Annotated in this window: 17 protein-coding genes; 11 read left to right on the forward strand and 6 right to left on the reverse strand. The window is 41.4% G+C overall.

The genetic code is table 11. The features are described 5' to 3' along the window. The first annotated feature begins 28 nt into the window (after nucleotides 1–28). Nucleotides 29–934 carry a LysR family transcriptional regulator gene (locus tag AC2IOM_RS19335; protein ID WP_486359816.1) on the forward strand — a complete coding sequence of 302 codons (906 nt, stop codon included), beginning with the start codon at nucleotides 29–31 and terminating at the stop codon, nucleotides 932–934. Here AC2IOM_RS19335 and AC2IOM_RS19340 read toward each other — a convergent pair. Together AC2IOM_RS19340 and AC2IOM_RS19345 are read right to left on the reverse strand one after the other, a co-directional pair. Next, nucleotides 923–1,537, reverse strand: coding sequence for a LysE family translocator (locus tag AC2IOM_RS19340; protein WP_486359817.1), 615 nt, complete (start codon nucleotides 1,535–1,537; stop codon nucleotides 923–925). The genes AC2IOM_RS19335 and AC2IOM_RS19340 overlap by 12 nt on opposite strands. A 9-nt stretch (nucleotides 1,538–1,546) precedes the next feature. Then, nucleotides 1,547–1,882, reverse strand: coding sequence for a DUF2834 domain-containing protein (locus AC2IOM_RS19345; protein WP_486359818.1), 336 nt, complete (start codon nucleotides 1,880–1,882; stop codon nucleotides 1,547–1,549). 230 nt (nucleotides 1,883–2,112) lie between these two features. On the opposite strand from AC2IOM_RS19345, the gene AC2IOM_RS19350 reads away from it, so the two are divergent. The 5 genes from AC2IOM_RS19350 to AC2IOM_RS19370 all read left to right on the forward strand — a co-directional run bounded on the left by AC2IOM_RS19350 (nucleotide 2,113) and on the right by AC2IOM_RS19370 (nucleotide 6,591). After that, nucleotides 2,113–2,817, forward strand: a complete 705-nt coding sequence (locus tag AC2IOM_RS19350) for a spondin domain-containing protein (protein ID WP_486359819.1) — start codon at nucleotides 2,113–2,115, stop codon at nucleotides 2,815–2,817. A gap of 12 nt (nucleotides 2,818–2,829) precedes the next feature. Beyond that, the gene (locus tag AC2IOM_RS19355) at nucleotides 2,830–3,540 is read left to right on the forward strand and encodes a spondin domain-containing protein (protein ID WP_486359820.1); all 711 of its coding nucleotides are present in this window, start codon (nucleotides 2,830–2,832) and stop codon (nucleotides 3,538–3,540) included. Between the two features lie 142 nt (nucleotides 3,541–3,682). Then, entirely contained in the window at nucleotides 3,683–4,420 is a 738-nt protein-coding gene (locus tag AC2IOM_RS19360) for a response regulator transcription factor (RefSeq protein ID WP_416143383.1), read from the forward strand. Next, nucleotides 4,417–5,892: a sensor histidine kinase gene (locus tag AC2IOM_RS19365; protein ID WP_486359821.1), complete on the forward strand. Its 1,476-nt coding sequence runs from the start codon at nucleotides 4,417–4,419 to the stop codon at nucleotides 5,890–5,892. The genes AC2IOM_RS19360 and AC2IOM_RS19365 overlap by 4 nt, the downstream gene beginning before the upstream one ends. Before the next feature lie 141 nt (nucleotides 5,893–6,033). Then, on the forward strand, nucleotides 6,034–6,591 hold the full coding sequence (locus AC2IOM_RS19370) for a prepilin-type N-terminal cleavage/methylation domain-containing protein (protein ID WP_486359822.1): 558 nt from the start codon (nucleotides 6,034–6,036) through the stop codon (nucleotides 6,589–6,591). 15 nt (nucleotides 6,592–6,606) lie between these two features. Here the strand turns inward: AC2IOM_RS19370 and AC2IOM_RS19375 are convergent, their stop codons facing one another. Then, the gene (locus AC2IOM_RS19375) at nucleotides 6,607–7,731 is read right to left on the reverse strand and encodes an alpha/beta hydrolase (protein WP_486359823.1); all 1,125 of its coding nucleotides are present in this window, start codon (nucleotides 7,729–7,731) and stop codon (nucleotides 6,607–6,609) included. An 86-nt stretch (nucleotides 7,732–7,817) separates the two neighbouring features. Next, nucleotides 7,818–8,867 (reverse strand): helix-turn-helix transcriptional regulator, encoded by a 1,050-nt coding sequence (locus tag AC2IOM_RS19380; RefSeq protein ID WP_486359824.1) that lies wholly within the window; start codon nucleotides 8,865–8,867, stop codon nucleotides 7,818–7,820. Between the two features lie 170 nt (nucleotides 8,868–9,037). On the opposite strand from AC2IOM_RS19380, the gene AC2IOM_RS19385 reads away from it, so the two are divergent. From AC2IOM_RS19385 to AC2IOM_RS19405, 5 genes are read left to right on the forward strand one after another with little or no spacing between them, the layout of a single operon-like run. Continuing rightward, complete coding sequence (locus AC2IOM_RS19385; RefSeq protein ID WP_486359825.1) at nucleotides 9,038–10,396, forward strand: DASH family cryptochrome; 1,359 nt, start codon at nucleotides 9,038–9,040, stop codon at nucleotides 10,394–10,396. Then, complete coding sequence (locus AC2IOM_RS19390; protein ID WP_486359826.1) at nucleotides 10,397–11,848, forward strand: cryptochrome/deoxyribodipyrimidine photo-lyase family protein; 1,452 nt, start codon at nucleotides 10,397–10,399, stop codon at nucleotides 11,846–11,848. After that, nucleotides 11,848–12,000, forward strand: a complete 153-nt coding sequence (locus tag AC2IOM_RS19395) for a DUF2256 domain-containing protein (RefSeq protein ID WP_486359827.1) — start codon at nucleotides 11,848–11,850, stop codon at nucleotides 11,998–12,000. Before AC2IOM_RS19390 ends, AC2IOM_RS19395 begins: the two co-directional genes overlap by 1 nt. After that, nucleotides 11,990–13,549 (forward strand): cryptochrome/photolyase family protein, encoded by a 1,560-nt coding sequence (locus AC2IOM_RS19400; protein WP_486359828.1) that lies wholly within the window; start codon nucleotides 11,990–11,992, stop codon nucleotides 13,547–13,549. The genes AC2IOM_RS19395 and AC2IOM_RS19400 overlap by 11 nt, the downstream gene beginning before the upstream one ends. A 54-nt stretch (nucleotides 13,550–13,603) precedes the next feature. After that, nucleotides 13,604–14,260, forward strand: a complete 657-nt coding sequence (locus AC2IOM_RS19405) for a flavin reductase family protein (protein WP_486359829.1) — start codon at nucleotides 13,604–13,606, stop codon at nucleotides 14,258–14,260. Between the two features lie 76 nt (nucleotides 14,261–14,336). On the opposite strand, the gene AC2IOM_RS19410 is transcribed toward AC2IOM_RS19405, so the two are convergent. Both AC2IOM_RS19410 and AC2IOM_RS19415 read right to left on the reverse strand, forming a co-directional pair. Further along, entirely contained in the window at nucleotides 14,337–15,527 is a 1,191-nt protein-coding gene (locus AC2IOM_RS19410) for a hypothetical protein (RefSeq protein WP_486359830.1), read from the reverse strand. A 16-nt stretch (nucleotides 15,528–15,543) separates the two neighbouring features. After that, nucleotides 15,544–15,954: a type 2 periplasmic-binding domain-containing protein gene (locus tag AC2IOM_RS19415; protein ID WP_054981364.1), complete on the reverse strand. Its 411-nt coding sequence runs from the start codon at nucleotides 15,952–15,954 to the stop codon at nucleotides 15,544–15,546. Nucleotides 15,955–15,966: the final 12 nt, after the last annotated feature.

Genomic DNA, 15,966 nt, shown 5'->3' on the forward strand with positions numbered 1-15,966 from the left:
AATTTTAGAAAACCTATAATTTAAAATTATGATGTTAAATAACATATGGTTAAAAACTTATATCACCCTAGTTGAGACAAAAAGTTTTACCAAAACCGCAGATTTATTAGCAATGACACAACCGGGTGTTAGCCAACATTTGCAAAAGTTAGAGAGTTATTGCGGCCAAGCCTTAATAAAGCGCTATGGCAAAGCATTTGAAATTACCGAGCAAGGAAAGTTGGTATATGACTATGCATTGTCGACGTTTAAGGGACAGATTGATTTACTCGAGCAACTTAGCTTTGATGATAAACACAGTGGGGTGTGTCGTATTGCATGCTCTGGCGCAAATGCATTATCTTTGTATGAAAAGCTTATTGCACAACAAGTTAAGTTGCCAAAGCTGGTGTGCGAGCTTGAAATTGCACCAAACGAACGTATTTTAGAGCACATTCAGCAAGGCTCAATTGATTTAGGCATTGTTAACCACTATTCAGCTGATAAAGGGTTTTCCGCAACGCGCTTAAGTCATGAAAAAATTTCTGTGGTGATGGCAAAAACTTGGCAGGGCACGATTACATCGTTTGATGATTTATGCCAACGCGGGTTTATTAATCACCCTGATGGCAAGCACTACCTTAGCATGGTGTTTAATCAACTTGATAAACACCCTAGCAGTATTGAACTTATGCCAGTTAGCGGTTATATCAACCAGCTAAATCAAATCCTGTTACCTGTATCAAAAGGGTTGGGTTTTACCGTTTTACCGCAAGTAGCAATTGCTCATTCACCTTTTAAAGACGTGCTTTGTGAATTTGAATTACCTAAACCAATTTCACAGCCAAGGTATTTAGTTAAAAAATACCAGCGAGACTTACCTGCTCGTTTCGATTTAGTTTTGGATTTGATAAGTGAGCATTTTGACGGTTCATCCAACGTATTATTTAAGTAACTGGGAAATGATCTCGTGCATTACCGGTAATACCGATAACACCAATAAACCAGCCATAGATAAATTAAATATACGCCTGTGGCTTTGGCTATTGAGTGCGTTTTGCAGCAAAGAGCCGAATAACAACCACACACCAACACAGGGGAACGACACGATAAAAAATGTCAGTGAAATAATGAGTTGCTGAGTTAATAAATCGCCACCACTTGAGGTGAATGCTGCAATAGCACCTGTTGCAACAATCCATGCTTTGGCATTTACCCATTGAAACAGCGCACCTTTCATAAACGAAAAAGGCGTTGCTTGACGACTCTTTTCAACATCTGAGCTGCTACTTGCAATAAGCCAGGCTAAATAAAGTAAATAGCCAACGCCCACGCATTTAATAATGAAATGCAGTGTGGGGTAAAGGGCAAAAAGCTGGGCAAAACCAAATCCTACAACCAGCAGCATTAAGCTAAAACCAATACAAATTCCTAACAACAGTGGCAAGCTTTTCTTCAGCCCAAAATTCACTCCAGAGGTCATCACCATAATATTATTAGGACCCGGTGTAACCGATGATGAAATTGCAAAAAGCGTCACTGCCAGCAAGTAATCCATGTAAATTCCTTAAAATGACTTTGCGTGAGTTAAGCGCGTGTTTTGCTCACGGGTACGCAAATATAAATAAAGTGGTAAGCCACATGACACGCCCACACATAATGTGCCCACAAGCGCTAAGTACCAATACGCAACTTTATTTGTTTTTGCATCGACAATAATAAACATAATTAAGGTAATTGCGGCGATTAACACATCAAGCCAAGCGAATAGGCTAATGGGATTGGCCGTTGCCGCTTCAACAAATAAAGGTATATTTGCGCCATTTTCGATTAGCCAAGGTAGAAACGCACCATAAGGAACAATACTGCCTAAAAGTGCTGCAGCGAGATAAAAATACTTCATATTATGTTGAACATCCATTTCATGTTTTGTGTGATAACCAATATTAGCCAAGGCGCATTTTGCGTTACAGGTTAATTTATAGGTTGCCAATGCTCAATTGAACAATTCTTATGCATTTATCGCAAGTTAAAATTTTTTATGAAATCGTGATAATTTTGTGAGATTTCGGTGATGGCATTGAGAACTTTGTTTTTCATAGTGAAAGGGTCTAAAACAACCGAGAACAAATTATGAAGACACAAATCCTTTCACTTTTTGCTACGAGTGCACTTCTTGCTGCTGGCAATGCAAGTGCTGCAGATATAGATGTAAAAATTACTAACTTAACCCAAGGCATTTATTTTACGCCGTTACTTGTTACGGCGCATTCTAGCGATGCCATGTTATATAAATTAGGTGAAGCGGCTTCACCTGAACTGCAAGCAATGGCCGAAGGCGGCAGCTTAGATGGGCTTGTAGCTATGGTAAATGGTATTGGTGCAGATACCATGGCAAACCCTGCGGGTGGTTTACTTGCCCCAGCCATGAGTACCATGACCAACTTAATGACAGCTGACGGCAATACCCAATTATCAATAGTGGGTATGATGCTGCCAACCAATGATGGCTTTGTTGGCCTAAACAGTTGGCGAATTCCAAGCGAAGTGGGTACTTACACCATTTATTTAAATGCCTATGATGCGGGTACAGAAGCCAATAATGAGTTAGTAAAAAATGGATCTGGCGCACCGGGTGAACTTGGTATTCCTGCGTCTCCTGGGGTTGCTCCTGGCGAAAATGGCACAGGCGTTACTACAAGCGAAGAGAATAAAATGATCCATGTTCACCGTGGAAACCTTGGTGATGACAATGCTTCCGGTGGTAGTAGTGACTTACATAATACAGTTCACCGCTGGTTAAACCCAGTTGCGAAAGTAACAGTCACTGTGAAGTAATTGGGGGTCATTATGAGACTTAGTAAAATTTTGATCCCAGCAGCATGTTTAACGCTTGTTGCCTGCGGGGACGACGATAACGAAAAAATGACGGTTGAGCCACCAGTAGTCACGCCGCCAACCACAATGACTTATGAATTTATGGTAACCGCTGTGAATTTAACGCAGGCACAACCTATGTCGCCGCTAGGCAGTGCGTTACATACCTCCGGTCAATTTTGGCAAATTGGTGAAATAGCATCTGAGCCACTTGAAATACTGGCAGAATCCGGTGATAACTCGGGCCTTTTGGCTTTAGATGTGGTGAATGCAAGCACATCAAGTGACGCAGTATTAATGCCGGGGCAAAAAGTAGAGCTGATGCTCACAAGCGAGATGCTGGAAGGCCAAAAATTATCATTAATTTCGATGATGGTGAATACAAATGATGGCTTTACCGGTCTTAATGCCATAGATGTTTCTTCAATGAGTGTAGGGGATATGCAGTACTATAAAACCTTTGCTTATGATGCGGGCACAGAAGCCAACTCTGAAGCGCCAGGTACCATACCGGGGCCAGCTGATGGAGGTGAAGGCTTTAACAGTGCACGCGAAGAAATAAATAAAGTTGCGATGCATCCTGGGGTTGTTGGACAAGATGATGGACTGAGTACTTCGGTTTTAACCAGTCTTCACAAATTCGACAATCCGCTATTGGCTGTCACCGTAACACGCGTTAAATAGGCCGGCGATTTGTTTTGCCACGTTGAATAGTGTGCTGCAGTAAACCCGAGTTAGCACTTTAAAACACTGTAGCGCACTTATTTAGTGTACCTTGTTGTTGTCTTCGTCGGCCTATCTTATTTCTATAATAAGCAGAGGTGTGATGATGCAACACTCGGTACTGATTGTTGAAGATGATCACGATATTGCGGGGTTACTGCAAGTTCATTTAAATGAACTTAACTTGCATGTCGATCATGTTACAACTGGTGAAGCGGCACTGGCCCAATTAGCAAAACAAGATTATCAAATTATCTTACTGGATATAATGTTACCCACAGTAGACGGGCTAACCTTATGCCGCGAAATAAAAACCAAAATGCCCGAGGTGAGCGTGGTATTACTCACATCTAAAAGCAGTGAAATGGATCGGATTATCGGCCTTGAAATGGGCGCAGACGACTATATTTGCAAACCGTTTAGCTATCGTGAATTTCAAGCGCGTATCAAAACGCAAATTAGGCACATCCGCTTATTGCAGCAAAGCCAAGCACAAAGCATGCAAAACAGCGAGCAACCGCAGGTGCTTAACTTTGGTGCCCTACACATCGACCCCTTTAGTCATGAAGTGCGTTTTCAAGGGGAAGATTTACCGCTTACCGCAACCGAATTCGACTTAATGGTGTTTTTTGCAAAACACCCTAACCAAGTGTTTTCAAGAAGCCAATTATTAGAGTCAGTTTGGGGCTACGACCATAGTGGCTATGAACATACCGTTAATTCACATATCAATCGGCTGCGAGGCAAGCTCGAAAAGCATGCTAAACAACACGTGATTGAAACGGTTTGGGGCGTTGGTTACAAACTCAATGCTAAGTCCTTGGCTGTTGCGGCACTATGAAAAACTCGCTTTATACTAAGCTCTCACTTACATTAGCGAGCATTTTCATTCTTACTGCCAGCCTTTTTTTATGGTGGACACAAAACGTATCGCAAGTAAGCCGTGCACAGGCAGAGCAAGCGCTGCATTTGGGCTTGGCCGAACATTTAGCTAATGATAATCCACTGCTAAAACAAGGAGTATACGATTACAAGGCATTAGAAAATTTATTCCATACCTTAATGGTGCTTGGCCCTGCGTTTGAATTTTATTTTGTTGACCCAAGTGGCAAATTACTGACGTTTTCAGCCAAACCAGGGCAAGTTAAACGCCAGTTTATCGATTTAGCGCCACTTGTTACCTTAATTGAAGATCAATCTAATTTACCCATTTACGGTGATGATCCGCGTAACTTCGACCACAAAAAGATTTTTTCAGTGGCCCCTGTGTATAACGGCGATACCCTACAAGGTTACTTGTACGTGATTATTGGCTCGTCGATTTATGATTCTATTTTTGCGTCGATTAAAAGCTCAGAGCAAATTTTAGTAAGCAGTATCTGGTTAGTATTAGGTTTAGGGTTTTTGCTGATTAGCATGCTGGTGGTGTTTCGCACTATTACTAAACCACTTAGAACTTTAAGCAGTTTTATTCAAAAAGTGGATAAAACCGAATTTGATATTTCAGAACTGCCTTTATTAGATTGGCCAGAACACCACAATGAAATTCATCAATTAGGTGCGGCAGTAAATCGCATGCTGATCACCATTAATCAACAAATGATGCAGCTAACAGCGCTTGATGAGCAGCGCCGAGAATTACTTGCGCATTTATCTCACGATTTACGCACGCCACTTGCCTCGCTGCAAGGCTATTTAGAGTTACTTAACAAAGAAACGCCCAATGCTAATGAAAAAGCCGCGCATTATTTAAATGTAACGCTTAAAAATTGCGGCCAATTAAAAGCCTTGATCGATCAAATTTTTGAACTCGCTCATCTTGAATCCGGCCAAACCAATATTAATCTGGAAGTATTCAACTTAGGTGAGCTGATTTACGATGTAATGGCAAAGTTTGCCCTACGCGCTGAAAAAGCGGGCATTCAATTAAAAGTGCACCCGAAAGAATGCGATTTTAGTGTTTATTCAGATATTGCAAAATTAGAGCGTATTTTAACGAACCTAATCGAAAATGCGCTGCGTCATACTAATCAAGGAGGAACGATTAGTATCAAGGTTGGTTTAGAGTCGCAGCAGTACAAAATTGTTGTTGCCGATACCGGCGTGGGTATTAGCAGCGAAGATTTACCCTATATTTTTGAAGCGCGATATCGTGCAAGTAACAGCCTAGGCTGTAAAAAGTCGCACGCGGGGCTAGGGCTTGCAATAACAAACCGTTTAATCCAGCTGATTAAATCCGACATCAAAGTAAAAAGTGAACTTGGTAAAGGCACTGAATTCGCATTTACTTTACGCTCCTCCAAGCCAGTGTAATGTTCATTTGGTATTAGTGGAACAAGGATGTTCGCTATTTTAATTATTTGAACATTTCCCCCAGAAGGCTTACTCTGTAAGGCATACATAAGGGTTTCCCTTATCCATTGAATGTTTAATGTTAAAAGATGTACACCTGCTATGACCTCTCACCGCGGCTTTACCTTAATTGAATTGATTTTAGTGATTGTTGTACTCGGTGTGTTAGCCGTTGTGGCGGCGCCTAAATTCCTTTCACTTAATCGCGACGCAAACATTGCAACCCTAAAACAAGTGGCTGCTGGGTTAGATCAGCTTACCGATGGCATTTATGCTAAAGCAGTGATGCAACATAAACATAAAGTTAGCAATGAATCCGTTATCATTAATGGGGTTACCGTTAATACCTATTTTGGTGCGCCGCAAGAAATCTGGAATAACGCGTTGGGTGATTTAATGGACGGAGATTTCAGTTATGTGGGCAATGGGTATTTTGATTTAGGTTCAAGCTTAGTTGCAAGTTATAACTGTCAAGAGCGCTTATGTGTGATAGATCAAACCCCGGCATCGTATGTAAATAGCAGTATTCAGGGCTGGGGATTATTTATTTTCCCTAAAGGCTACAGCCTACAAGACGAATGCTATGCCTATTACGCTTTTGCTGAAAATGGCAGCCAAGTGACCAGTAAAGTAGCCTCTACTGTTGATACTGGCTGCTAGTTTAGATTAGTCGAATTACTTTTGCTGAATACTAACACCTTCAAATTCGGCGAGTACTAATGGCTTTGCGTTTAAATAATGACTAAAAAAGCGCTGCATATGCTGTTTCACAATGTTATGCATGGTGTTTGTATCAACCTCGCTTGGATAACCAACAATCCAGCGGTTTTGGTCGGTAAAGTCATTGTGCTGACTGCCGTGAATTGATACCAAAATGCTGTCATTTTGATTCGCGTGATAAATTGGCTCTAGCTGTGAAAAAGGATTTTCCGAGCGAAATAGTAACAGTGGTTTGTTTAGTGGATTTATTGCCACGTTACCCAATACGATACCATCCATATTTGCTGCGGCCTTGCATACTAATAGTTGTTGGCAGGCATTCATTGCCGCACTTGCACCTAAGCTAAAACCTAACATGCCAACATTGTTTAAATTGAGCTGATGCTCAAATTGCCAGCTTTCTTGCGTTAACCACTGATATGTAGCGAGCACGTCTTTGGCAATTTCAGATGCAACGTGATTATCAAAATACTTGCGGCCAGCAGGTGTTTGCACATCGTGTTTGCCACTTGGTAAATACAGTCCTTTTTGTTCGCCATTTTGAAAACTGGTAACGCCAGCCAAATAAGTATGGTTAATTGAAACCACGGCAAAGCCATGACTTGCGAGCGCTTCTTGCAGCTCGGTGTTGTCAGCATTAAAAAGTCCTAAGCCATGAGAGTAAAAAAGCATCGGCCAGCCATTTTCCTGATGATATGCGATTGGCGCTTTTGAATTTGACCAAGACAACATGCTTTGCAGCTCATGTTGTTCGGGGTGAATTGGGGCATCTTGTGGCCTTAGTGCAGATAGGTAATCGACTTGGTGTTGCCATTTATCAAAGTACGGGTGGTAGAGAGTCGAACGTAATTGGCTCGGATAATGCACACGAATGGTAAACTGTCGCAGTTCGCCAAGCTCTGGAGCCAGTTTATCTTCGCGGTAGTCGCTAATATCAAACTCCATAATGCCAACCCGATATTGCCCGCTTGGTGCGGGGTAAACGTGTTGCGCAGATGGGTTCTCAAACAGTGCATCATCGCTATCACACGCAATTAATAACAGCGACAAACAAAGCGCAAAAAGTGTTTTGTAGTTCATAAAGTTTTCCTTTTATTTAAAGGCTTTATGGTTCAGCGTTTCGCGTTTGGTGTCGTCTTATTGGCGTTTTTGTACGTACAGATTCGCTAATCTGTACTTAATACTTGGGATTTATACTCGCTTGGGGTGAGATTGCGATATTTTTTAAATGTCGCATTGAAGGTCGATTTAGCATTAAAGCCCGCTTGCATCGCAATTGTTAACATTGGCATATGCGGCTGATTTTTAATTAGGTCGCAAACATATTCAATTCGCCGTTGATTAATTAAATCAATAAATTTTATCCCCAAATGATGGTTTAACACCTGTGAGAGTAAATAGGGTTTCATCGCCAAGTGTTCGGCAAAGGTTTGTAAACTCAAGTTGGGATCGGTAAAAAGCTGCTGCTCATCAAGTGAGGTTAAAATGTGCTCGGCAAGTAATGCATCTTCACTCGCGTGCAATTTTTCTTTGTGAGTGTTTGCCACTTGCTTAGTTTTAAAGTCAAGTAGTTGGGGTTTTAGTAACAACACATAGGTAATGCCATACATCACACAGCACATTAATAATTGCGGTAAAGGTAAGCTAGTTTGCAACATGTATTGAAACGGAATAACAGAAATAGCTAAAAATAAGCTGGCGCATATTCCCCATAACAACAAAATATTTTCGTTACTAAGTGTTGTTGAAAACTGCGCTTGTTGTTTTCGGTATCGCCTGACCGTTACACAGGCCCAAATGGCAAAATAAAGATAAATAACCAGTAAAAAGTAGCCCGATAATTCGTGACGCAAAGACAACACCGTGCTTTTAGGATCGTAAAGAAAATCAATAACGGAGATATTAAGTGCCAGCCAAGGCGCGAAGTAATATATAATTTCTCGTTTTGACGGCATCAAACCGATGCAGCTGCGAATAAAAACAAAAAATAAAATGGCGTAAATTGCCCCCCAACATGCGTTTAGTCGCGATGAAAGCCAATTAAGCTGACCGGCAAATACTAAAAAGAGATCTAAAGCAAACACCAAATGGATCAGCATTAAGATTTTAAACTGCTGAATTTGTTTCGATTTATTGTACAAAAAGCCAGATAACACCAAACTCTGTGCAAAACCGGCTAATAGAATCGCTGTGATCACGTTTACTTCCTCACTCATACCGCTAGCAAACAATACCAAGGCTAATTGACAATAATGTTTAAACAAGCCCTTTGTGATAAATGCACAATGGCATGGGGCGATTTAAAAAGGCGGGTTGTTGTTTTGAACTTTTTAACCTCGAGTTACGTACATACCGCTATAGTTCGTAACACGCTCGGTTGAAAATAGTGCTTAACACCCTTTACTGGTTTACCCATGATTTACGCTTAAGTGATAACGCTGCGCTAGAATATGCGCTAAAAAACAGTGAACAAATTGCGTTTGTTTATGTGCTTGACCCCAGTACAAAAATTGCCAATAACTATCACAGCCAACTGCTTGGCGATCATCAAACGCGATTTATCTTAAATGCTCTACAAGAACTTGCCGATGAACTGCAAGCACTAGGTCATCAGCTAATAGTGTTAGAGGGTAAGCCGCAAGACGTTGTAAGTGAGTTTTTAGAAGCTCATGCGATTACTCAGCTGGTGGTTGCTAAACAAGTAGGTGAATACGAAAAACGACAAGTCCTTCACTTAAAAAACACATTTCCAGAAGTGAATGTAGTGCAGTTTTGGCAACACACACTATTCACACAGCATCAAATTGCAACGCTCGATTGTATGTCGGGTAGTTTTAGTAAATTTCGCAACAAAGTTGAGAAAAAGCCATTAATAGTTTCGGCACCAACCTCGTTGGAAAGCACATTGACGCCAGAGCATTGGCCAAAAGCGATTAAGGTTGACAACAATTGTGTGCTGCTTGCTTGGTTTGAGCGTTATGATGGGACTTATACTACGCCCAATGATATGCCGTTTTTTGCAGGGGAACATGCGGGTAAATATCACTTGGTAAGTTACTTAAATAGTGGCGCGGCAAAAACCTACAAAGAAACCCGCAATGAACTTGATGGCTGGCACAACTCGACAAAATTTAGCCCTTATTTAGCGATAGGTAATTTATCGCCAAGGCAAATTTGGCATGCGGTATTACAATATGAACATTCAGATGGCGCCAACGAATCAACTTATTGGATTAAGTTTGAACTGTTATGGCGCGAGTACTTTCAGTGGCTGAGTGTAAAATTAGGCGAGCGCCTTTATGCGTTTTCAGGCCTCAGTGATACAAAACCTCTCACTAGCTTTTTTGCCGAGCGATATCAAAAATGGTGTAGCGGTAATACACCTTATCCGTTAGTTAATGCACTTATGAAGCAACTTAATGCGACCGGTTATATGTCAAATCGTGGCAGGCAAATTGCGGCAAGTTGTTTTGTAAATGAGTTACAGCTTGATTGGCGCTATGGTGCTGCTTACTTTCAACAGCAACTGATTGATTTTGATGTGGCGTCAAATTGGGGCAATTGGCAGTACATTGCAGGCGTTGGTGTTGATCCGCGCGGCGGGCGGCATTTCAATATTGAAAAGCAAACCGAACTGTTTGATGCAAACGGCATATTTATTCGAAAGTGGCAAGGTTCAGCGGTTGGCTCACAGCTTGATGCCAATGATCCAGCAGATTGGCCAATTCTAAGCGATGTAACTTAAATGAGTATCGCAGTTGTTTGGTTAAAACGTGATCTTCGCTTGTCTGATCACGCCCCACTGCTTGAAGCAGCAAAAACAGGGCTACCAGTATTATTAGTGTACTGTTTTGAAGACATATTGCTTGACGATGCGCACTATTCTGAGCGCCATTGGCGCTTTGTCTCGCAGTCACTGCGCGATATGGCAAACAAGTTGCCAACAGGCGCTTTGTATGTTGCAAAGGGTGATGCTTTAGCGGTACTTCAAGCGCTTAACCTTAAATACGCTATTTCGCAGGTGTTTTCTCATCAAGAAATTGGCCTTGATAACACCTTTGCGCGCGATAAAGCGTTCGCTACATGGTGCAAAAACAATCAAGTCATCTGGCATGAAACCCCTTTAGGGGCGGTGCAACGCGGCTTAACCCATCGCACTCATTGGGATGAAAACTGGCAGCAGGTGATGCGTGCGCCTTGTTTGAATCTTGATTTAAACGAAGTTAACTGGTTTAAAAATAATGAGTTTGAATGTCTGTTGCCACACTTTGAAACGCGCTTTCAAAATATTCAGGGGCAGTTTCAAAATGGCGGCGAAAGCGAAGCATTTAATGTGCTAAATGATTTTTTTACTGCTCGCGGTAAAGAGTATGCATTTAGCCTTTCAAGCCCAAGTTTAAGTCAAGTTCATTGCTCGCGATTATCGCCGTATTTGGCGTGGGGCAATATTAGCTTACGACAAGTTTATCAAACGGTACTCAGTCGCTGGCAAGTTCCCGGCTGGCGTAGAAGCCTTGTTGCTTTTACATCGCGACTTCATTGGCATTGCCACTTTATTCAGAAATTTGAAAGCGAGTGTGAGATGGAATTTCGCCACGTTAACAAAGGGTATGACGACTTACCGCGGGTGACAGGTGAGTTAGCAGATCGAAGATTGCACGCTTGGAAAACCGGACAAACCGGTATTCCCATGGTTGATGCCTGTATGCGCTGTTTAATTGAAACTGGTTATATAAATTTTCGCATGCGCGCTATGTTAGTGAGCTTTTTGTGTCATCACTTAGAACTTGATTGGCGTGCAGGTGTAGCGCATCTTGCCAGTTTATTTTTAGATTTCGAGCCTGGTATTCATTACAGTCAATTTCAAATGCAAGCGGGTGTGACAGGTATTAATACCATTCGAATTTATAGCCCCGTAAAACAAGGGGAAGAAAAAGATGAAAAGGGCGACTTTGTTAGAAAGTGGGTGCCTGAACTTTGCGAAGTACCAGCGCCATTGATCCACAGCCCATGGCAGCTATCACAAATGGAACAAATGATGTATGGCTTTACATTGGGTGCAGATTATCCTGAGCCGATTGTTGATGTAAAACAAAGCTATAAAGATGCACAAGCGTTACTTTGGTTATGGCGTAAAAAGCCAAAAGTTGTGATTGAAAGTAAGCGGCTACTTAATCGCCATGTTAGGCCAAATTAGTGAAAAAATCAGAACTACTTACAAAAATTTGCCAAGTGTGTGAACGCCCATTTACATGGCGTAAAAAGTGGCAGCGAGATTGGCACAATGTGAAATACTGCTCAAAACGCTGTGCGGGTAATCGACAAAAAGGAAAGCATAATGACCAGTGAGCTTCGTTTAATTTTGGGCGATCAGCTCAATGCACAGCATTCTTGGTTTAAAGAAAAGTCGCACAATGTGACGTATGTGATTGCTGAGCTACATCAAGAGGCGAGTTATACCACCCATCATATTCAAAAAATATCGGCGTTTTTTGCGGCAATGCAGGCATTTGCTGGCGCATTAGAAAAAGCTGGCCATAAGGTGATTTACTTAACTTTAGATGACACGCAAAACTACGCCGATTTACCCGACTTATTAAATCATCTAATCAAACAGTACAGTATTCATACCTTTTGCTATCAATTGCCCGATGAATACCGTTTACGCGCCCAGCTAACTGATTACTGTAAAAGCCTTTCTATCGACTACAAGGTATTTGATACCGAGCATTTTTACTTGGCTGATAATCAGTTAGCCAGTTATTTCAAGCATGGTAAAAAACACCGGTTAGAGCATTTTTATCGCAAAATGCGCGTGGAATTTAATGTATTGATGAATGGCGATGAACCCCTTACGGGGCAGTGGAATTTTGATAGTCAAAACCGCAATAAGTTAAAAGCAAGTGATCTTGCCGATATCCCTGAGCCACTGGTGTTTGCTAATGATGTCAGTGACATTTTGGCGCGCATTGAAAGGCATGGTATTAAAAGTATGGGTAAAGCAGAGAAACAATTGCTGTGGCCAATCAATCGCAGTCAAGCAAAGCAGCTGCTCGCCTTTTTCTGTAAAACGCTATTACCGAAGTTCGGTCAATTTCAAGATGCAATGACAGGCAAACTTATTGAGTTTGGTGAGGATAAAGGCTGGAGTTTATATCACTCACGATTATCGTTTGCCATTAATGCAAAAATGATAAGCCCCCATAGCGTAGTGAATGCTGCCATAGAAGCCTTTGAACAAAACGATGACATAGATATTGCACAGGTAGAAGGCTTTGTTAGGCAAATTTTAGGCTGGCGTGAATTTGTGCGCGGTATTTATTGGGCCAATATGCCTAATTACGCATCGCTCAATGCCCTTGATGCAAAATTGCCACTGCCTAGTTGGTTTTGGAGTGGAAACACCAAAATGCGCTGCCTGTCTCATGCGATTACACAATCACTTGATTTTGCTTACGCTCACCATATTCAACGCTTAATGGTAACAGGTAATTTTTGTTTAATTGCGGGAATTCACCCAGATGAGGTTGATGAATGGTATTTAGGCATTTACATCGATGCACTTGAGTGGGTAGAAATGCCAAATACGCGGGGAATGAGCCAGTTTGCCGATGGCGGTATTGTTGGTTCGAAAGCCTATGCGGCAAGTGGTAATTACATTAAAAAAATGAGCGATTACTGCAGTGATTGCCATTATAACGTAGCAAACACTGTGGGTGATGATGCTTGCCCGCTTAACTCACTTTATTGGCAATTTATGGATAAACATAAAGACAGTTTTACCAATAATCCACGCACTAAAATGGTGTTAAGTAACTGGCTTAAGAAACCACAGGATGATCGCGATAAGGTACTTAGTCGCGCGAATTTTTTACTGCAAAATCTTGAAAATTTGTAATCGATAACTCGTGGTTAAGCGTATAGCAAAGCAAATGATTTTTAGGCAAATGCAATGATAAAACACATAACTCAAGATGATATTAAAGCGATGGAACAGCGCGAACGCGCTCGGTTAATTAATAGTTTATCAGGCTTTAAAAGTGCAAATTTAATTGGTAGCCGAAACGCATCAGGCATAACCAATCTGGCGATCGTCAGCTCAGTATTTCATTTGGGTGCTGATCCTGCGTTAATTGGTATGATCATCCGCCCGGAAACCGTGCCTAGAGACACGTTAAGCAATATTAAAACTACGGGTGTCTACACCATAAATCACGTAAATTCATTGATTTGGCAACAAGCCCATCAAACATCAGCGCGTTATGATGAAAGTGAATCTGAGTTTGAAAAAGTAGCGCTGACAGAGCAATTTGAGAAAGGCATAAATGCGCCATTTGTTGGTGAATCGCAAGCCAAATTTTCCCTTAAATTACGCGAAATTAAACCGCTCGAAATTAACGGCACGGTATTGGTCATTGGTGAAATAACTCATATTATTGTGCCACAAATGGCGCTTGCAAAAGATGGTTTTATTGATATTGAAGCGCTTGATACAGTGGCGATTTCAGGTCTTGATAGCTATCACACAACCGATCGGCTAGGGCGATTAAGTTATGCTAAGCCTAATACAAAGCCACAGTTATTGAACATTGAAGGTGACGTTTGCTAATCACGTTGGTTTAACCGATTCCATAAAAAAGCCCTACTTAAAAAGAGTAGGGCTTTTGCTTTTAAGGAAATAATAATTAGAACACCAGGTCCACACCAAAGGTCACTAAGTCGGCGTCGTTGTTGCTTAAATCATCTTCAAAGTGGGTAAATTCCACTTTAAATGCTGCTGATGGGTGGAAGTCATATCGTACGGTAAACGAATATGCATTCGATTTAGCAGCTTGTGACGCGAGCGCTAAGTTAGTGGCATCTTGCAAATACAATGGTGGGTTTGTGCCAGGGGCAACAACAGGTATTTGTACACCGCCAGGGCCTGTTATGCTTCGTGGTACTTGGTTAAATTGATCGTTTGAATTTTCATCATCGTTGCCTTCATACGTTGCACTTAATGTGACTGAATCCATGCGATAACCAAGCGATACATAATATTGTGTTTGCTTGGCTAAAATACTGTTATCAATCTCAAATTGCGTGTATTCAGCGTCGAATAGAATATCGTTGTAATCAATTCCAATACCGATTGCTGCAAAATAAGCGTCGTCTTCTTCAATGGCTAAGTTATTATACTGCTGATTTAAGCCATAGGCTTGCAAGCCATTTAATAACCCTGAGAGTTCGCTACTACCGCTAACATCAATACTGGCTTCAGAAACAAAATAAGCAACCCGTCCTGTTAGCCAACCGTTTGATAAACTCCAGTTAATACCAATTGTGTCTTTAAGTTTTGCAGCGTCGGAATAGGTAACTGCGGTAATATCTGTATCAACCGCGCCTACCATCAGCTGTAAGCTGCTATCAAGTTCACCTATGGTTGAGTTATGCAGATAGCTTAATCCTTCATAGGTCGAAAACGACAAGTTATAAACCGATTGCGGAGGTCTTACCCAGCGATAGGCGTAACCTACGTCAAGAAAATCAGAGTAACGATAAAATGGAATTCGCATTTTACCGGCACTGAGTTGTGAATTTTCAGATACTTCATAGGTTAAATATGCCCATTCAAACTCGGCATTAAAATCATCACTGCCTCGGGCTAACAGCTGTGCGGTTGCAGATAGCCCATCCATCACATCGGCGCTAACTTGTACCGCAAACAAACTGTCGTTTTGCCAGTCTAGTTCATCTGAGTAGTTGTATAAGGCATCATCACTACCAAGGGTTTGCCCACCGTAGATAGAGGCAAAACCATTAACTCGGATATCTGCATAGCTTGATGTTGCAAATCCTGTTAATAGTAATGAAGCAATTAAATAACGTTTCTTCATATTAGCTTCACCTCAATTAGAAGGATTGAACAACCTTTACGCTGCCATCGGCGCTGCCTTTTGTAACAAAACCAATTAAATTTGGATTTTTTGATACTAAGCTCACTACTTCTGCATCATTTGCCGCTTCTTCCGGTGGAGTGCCTTTGCCAGTAAATACTAACTTTGACCAATATGCTTTTAATTGGCTTGAAGATTTGTTTAGTACGTTTTGGTTAAACTCATCGGTAGCAGGGTTGCCATCAGCCTGAGTAATGGGTAGTGCTTTTGAACCATCGGCAAACGATTTTGCTTTGCCGGTAAAAATTTTCTTAATATCACCCGCGTCAATTGCATTTGCATTTGATGGGTGAACAATAACATCTACCGCAGCGCTTAATGAGCAAGATGTGAATAAAATAAGTGTTAAAATAATTAAATTTTTCATTGTGTTACCCTC

Source organism: Pseudoalteromonas sp. NS-SX12 (genome assembly GCF_057367955.1).

What these genes read in the sequence shown, in the direction of transcription:
- AC2IOM_RS19415 (WP_054981364.1), bottom strand. Translation starts at nt 15,954, where the DNA reads ATGAAAAATTTAATTATTTTAACACTTATTTTATTCACATCTTGCTCA.
- AC2IOM_RS19345 (WP_486359818.1), bottom strand. Translation starts at nt 1,882, where the DNA reads ATGAAGTATTTTTATCTCGCTGCAGCACTTTTAGGCAGTATTGTTCCT.
- AC2IOM_RS19365 (WP_486359821.1), top strand. Translation starts at nt 4,417, where the DNA reads ATGAAAAACTCGCTTTATACTAAGCTCTCACTTACATTAGCGAGCATT.
- AC2IOM_RS19375 (WP_486359823.1), bottom strand. Translation starts at nt 7,731, where the DNA reads ATGAACTACAAAACACTTTTTGCGCTTTGTTTGTCGCTGTTATTAATT.
- AC2IOM_RS19360 (WP_416143383.1), top strand. Translation starts at nt 3,683, where the DNA reads ATGATGCAACACTCGGTACTGATTGTTGAAGATGATCACGATATTGCG.
- AC2IOM_RS19370 (WP_486359822.1), top strand. Translation starts at nt 6,034, where the DNA reads ATGACCTCTCACCGCGGCTTTACCTTAATTGAATTGATTTTAGTGATT.
- AC2IOM_RS19355 (WP_486359820.1), top strand. Translation starts at nt 2,830, where the DNA reads ATGAGACTTAGTAAAATTTTGATCCCAGCAGCATGTTTAACGCTTGTT.
- AC2IOM_RS19335 (WP_486359816.1), top strand. Translation starts at nt 29, where the DNA reads ATGATGTTAAATAACATATGGTTAAAAACTTATATCACCCTAGTTGAG.
- AC2IOM_RS19380 (WP_486359824.1), bottom strand. Translation starts at nt 8,867, where the DNA reads ATGAGTGAGGAAGTAAACGTGATCACAGCGATTCTATTAGCCGGTTTT.
- AC2IOM_RS19405 (WP_486359829.1), top strand. Translation starts at nt 13,604, where the DNA reads ATGATAAAACACATAACTCAAGATGATATTAAAGCGATGGAACAGCGC.
- AC2IOM_RS19340 (WP_486359817.1), bottom strand. Translation starts at nt 1,537, where the DNA reads ATGGATTACTTGCTGGCAGTGACGCTTTTTGCAATTTCATCATCGGTT.
- AC2IOM_RS19400 (WP_486359828.1), top strand. Translation starts at nt 11,990, where the DNA reads ATGACCAGTGAGCTTCGTTTAATTTTGGGCGATCAGCTCAATGCACAG.
- AC2IOM_RS19410 (WP_486359830.1), bottom strand. Translation starts at nt 15,527, where the DNA reads ATGAAGAAACGTTATTTAATTGCTTCATTACTATTAACAGGATTTGCA.
- AC2IOM_RS19350 (WP_486359819.1), top strand. Translation starts at nt 2,113, where the DNA reads ATGAAGACACAAATCCTTTCACTTTTTGCTACGAGTGCACTTCTTGCT.
- AC2IOM_RS19390 (WP_486359826.1), top strand. Translation starts at nt 10,397, where the DNA reads ATGAGTATCGCAGTTGTTTGGTTAAAACGTGATCTTCGCTTGTCTGAT.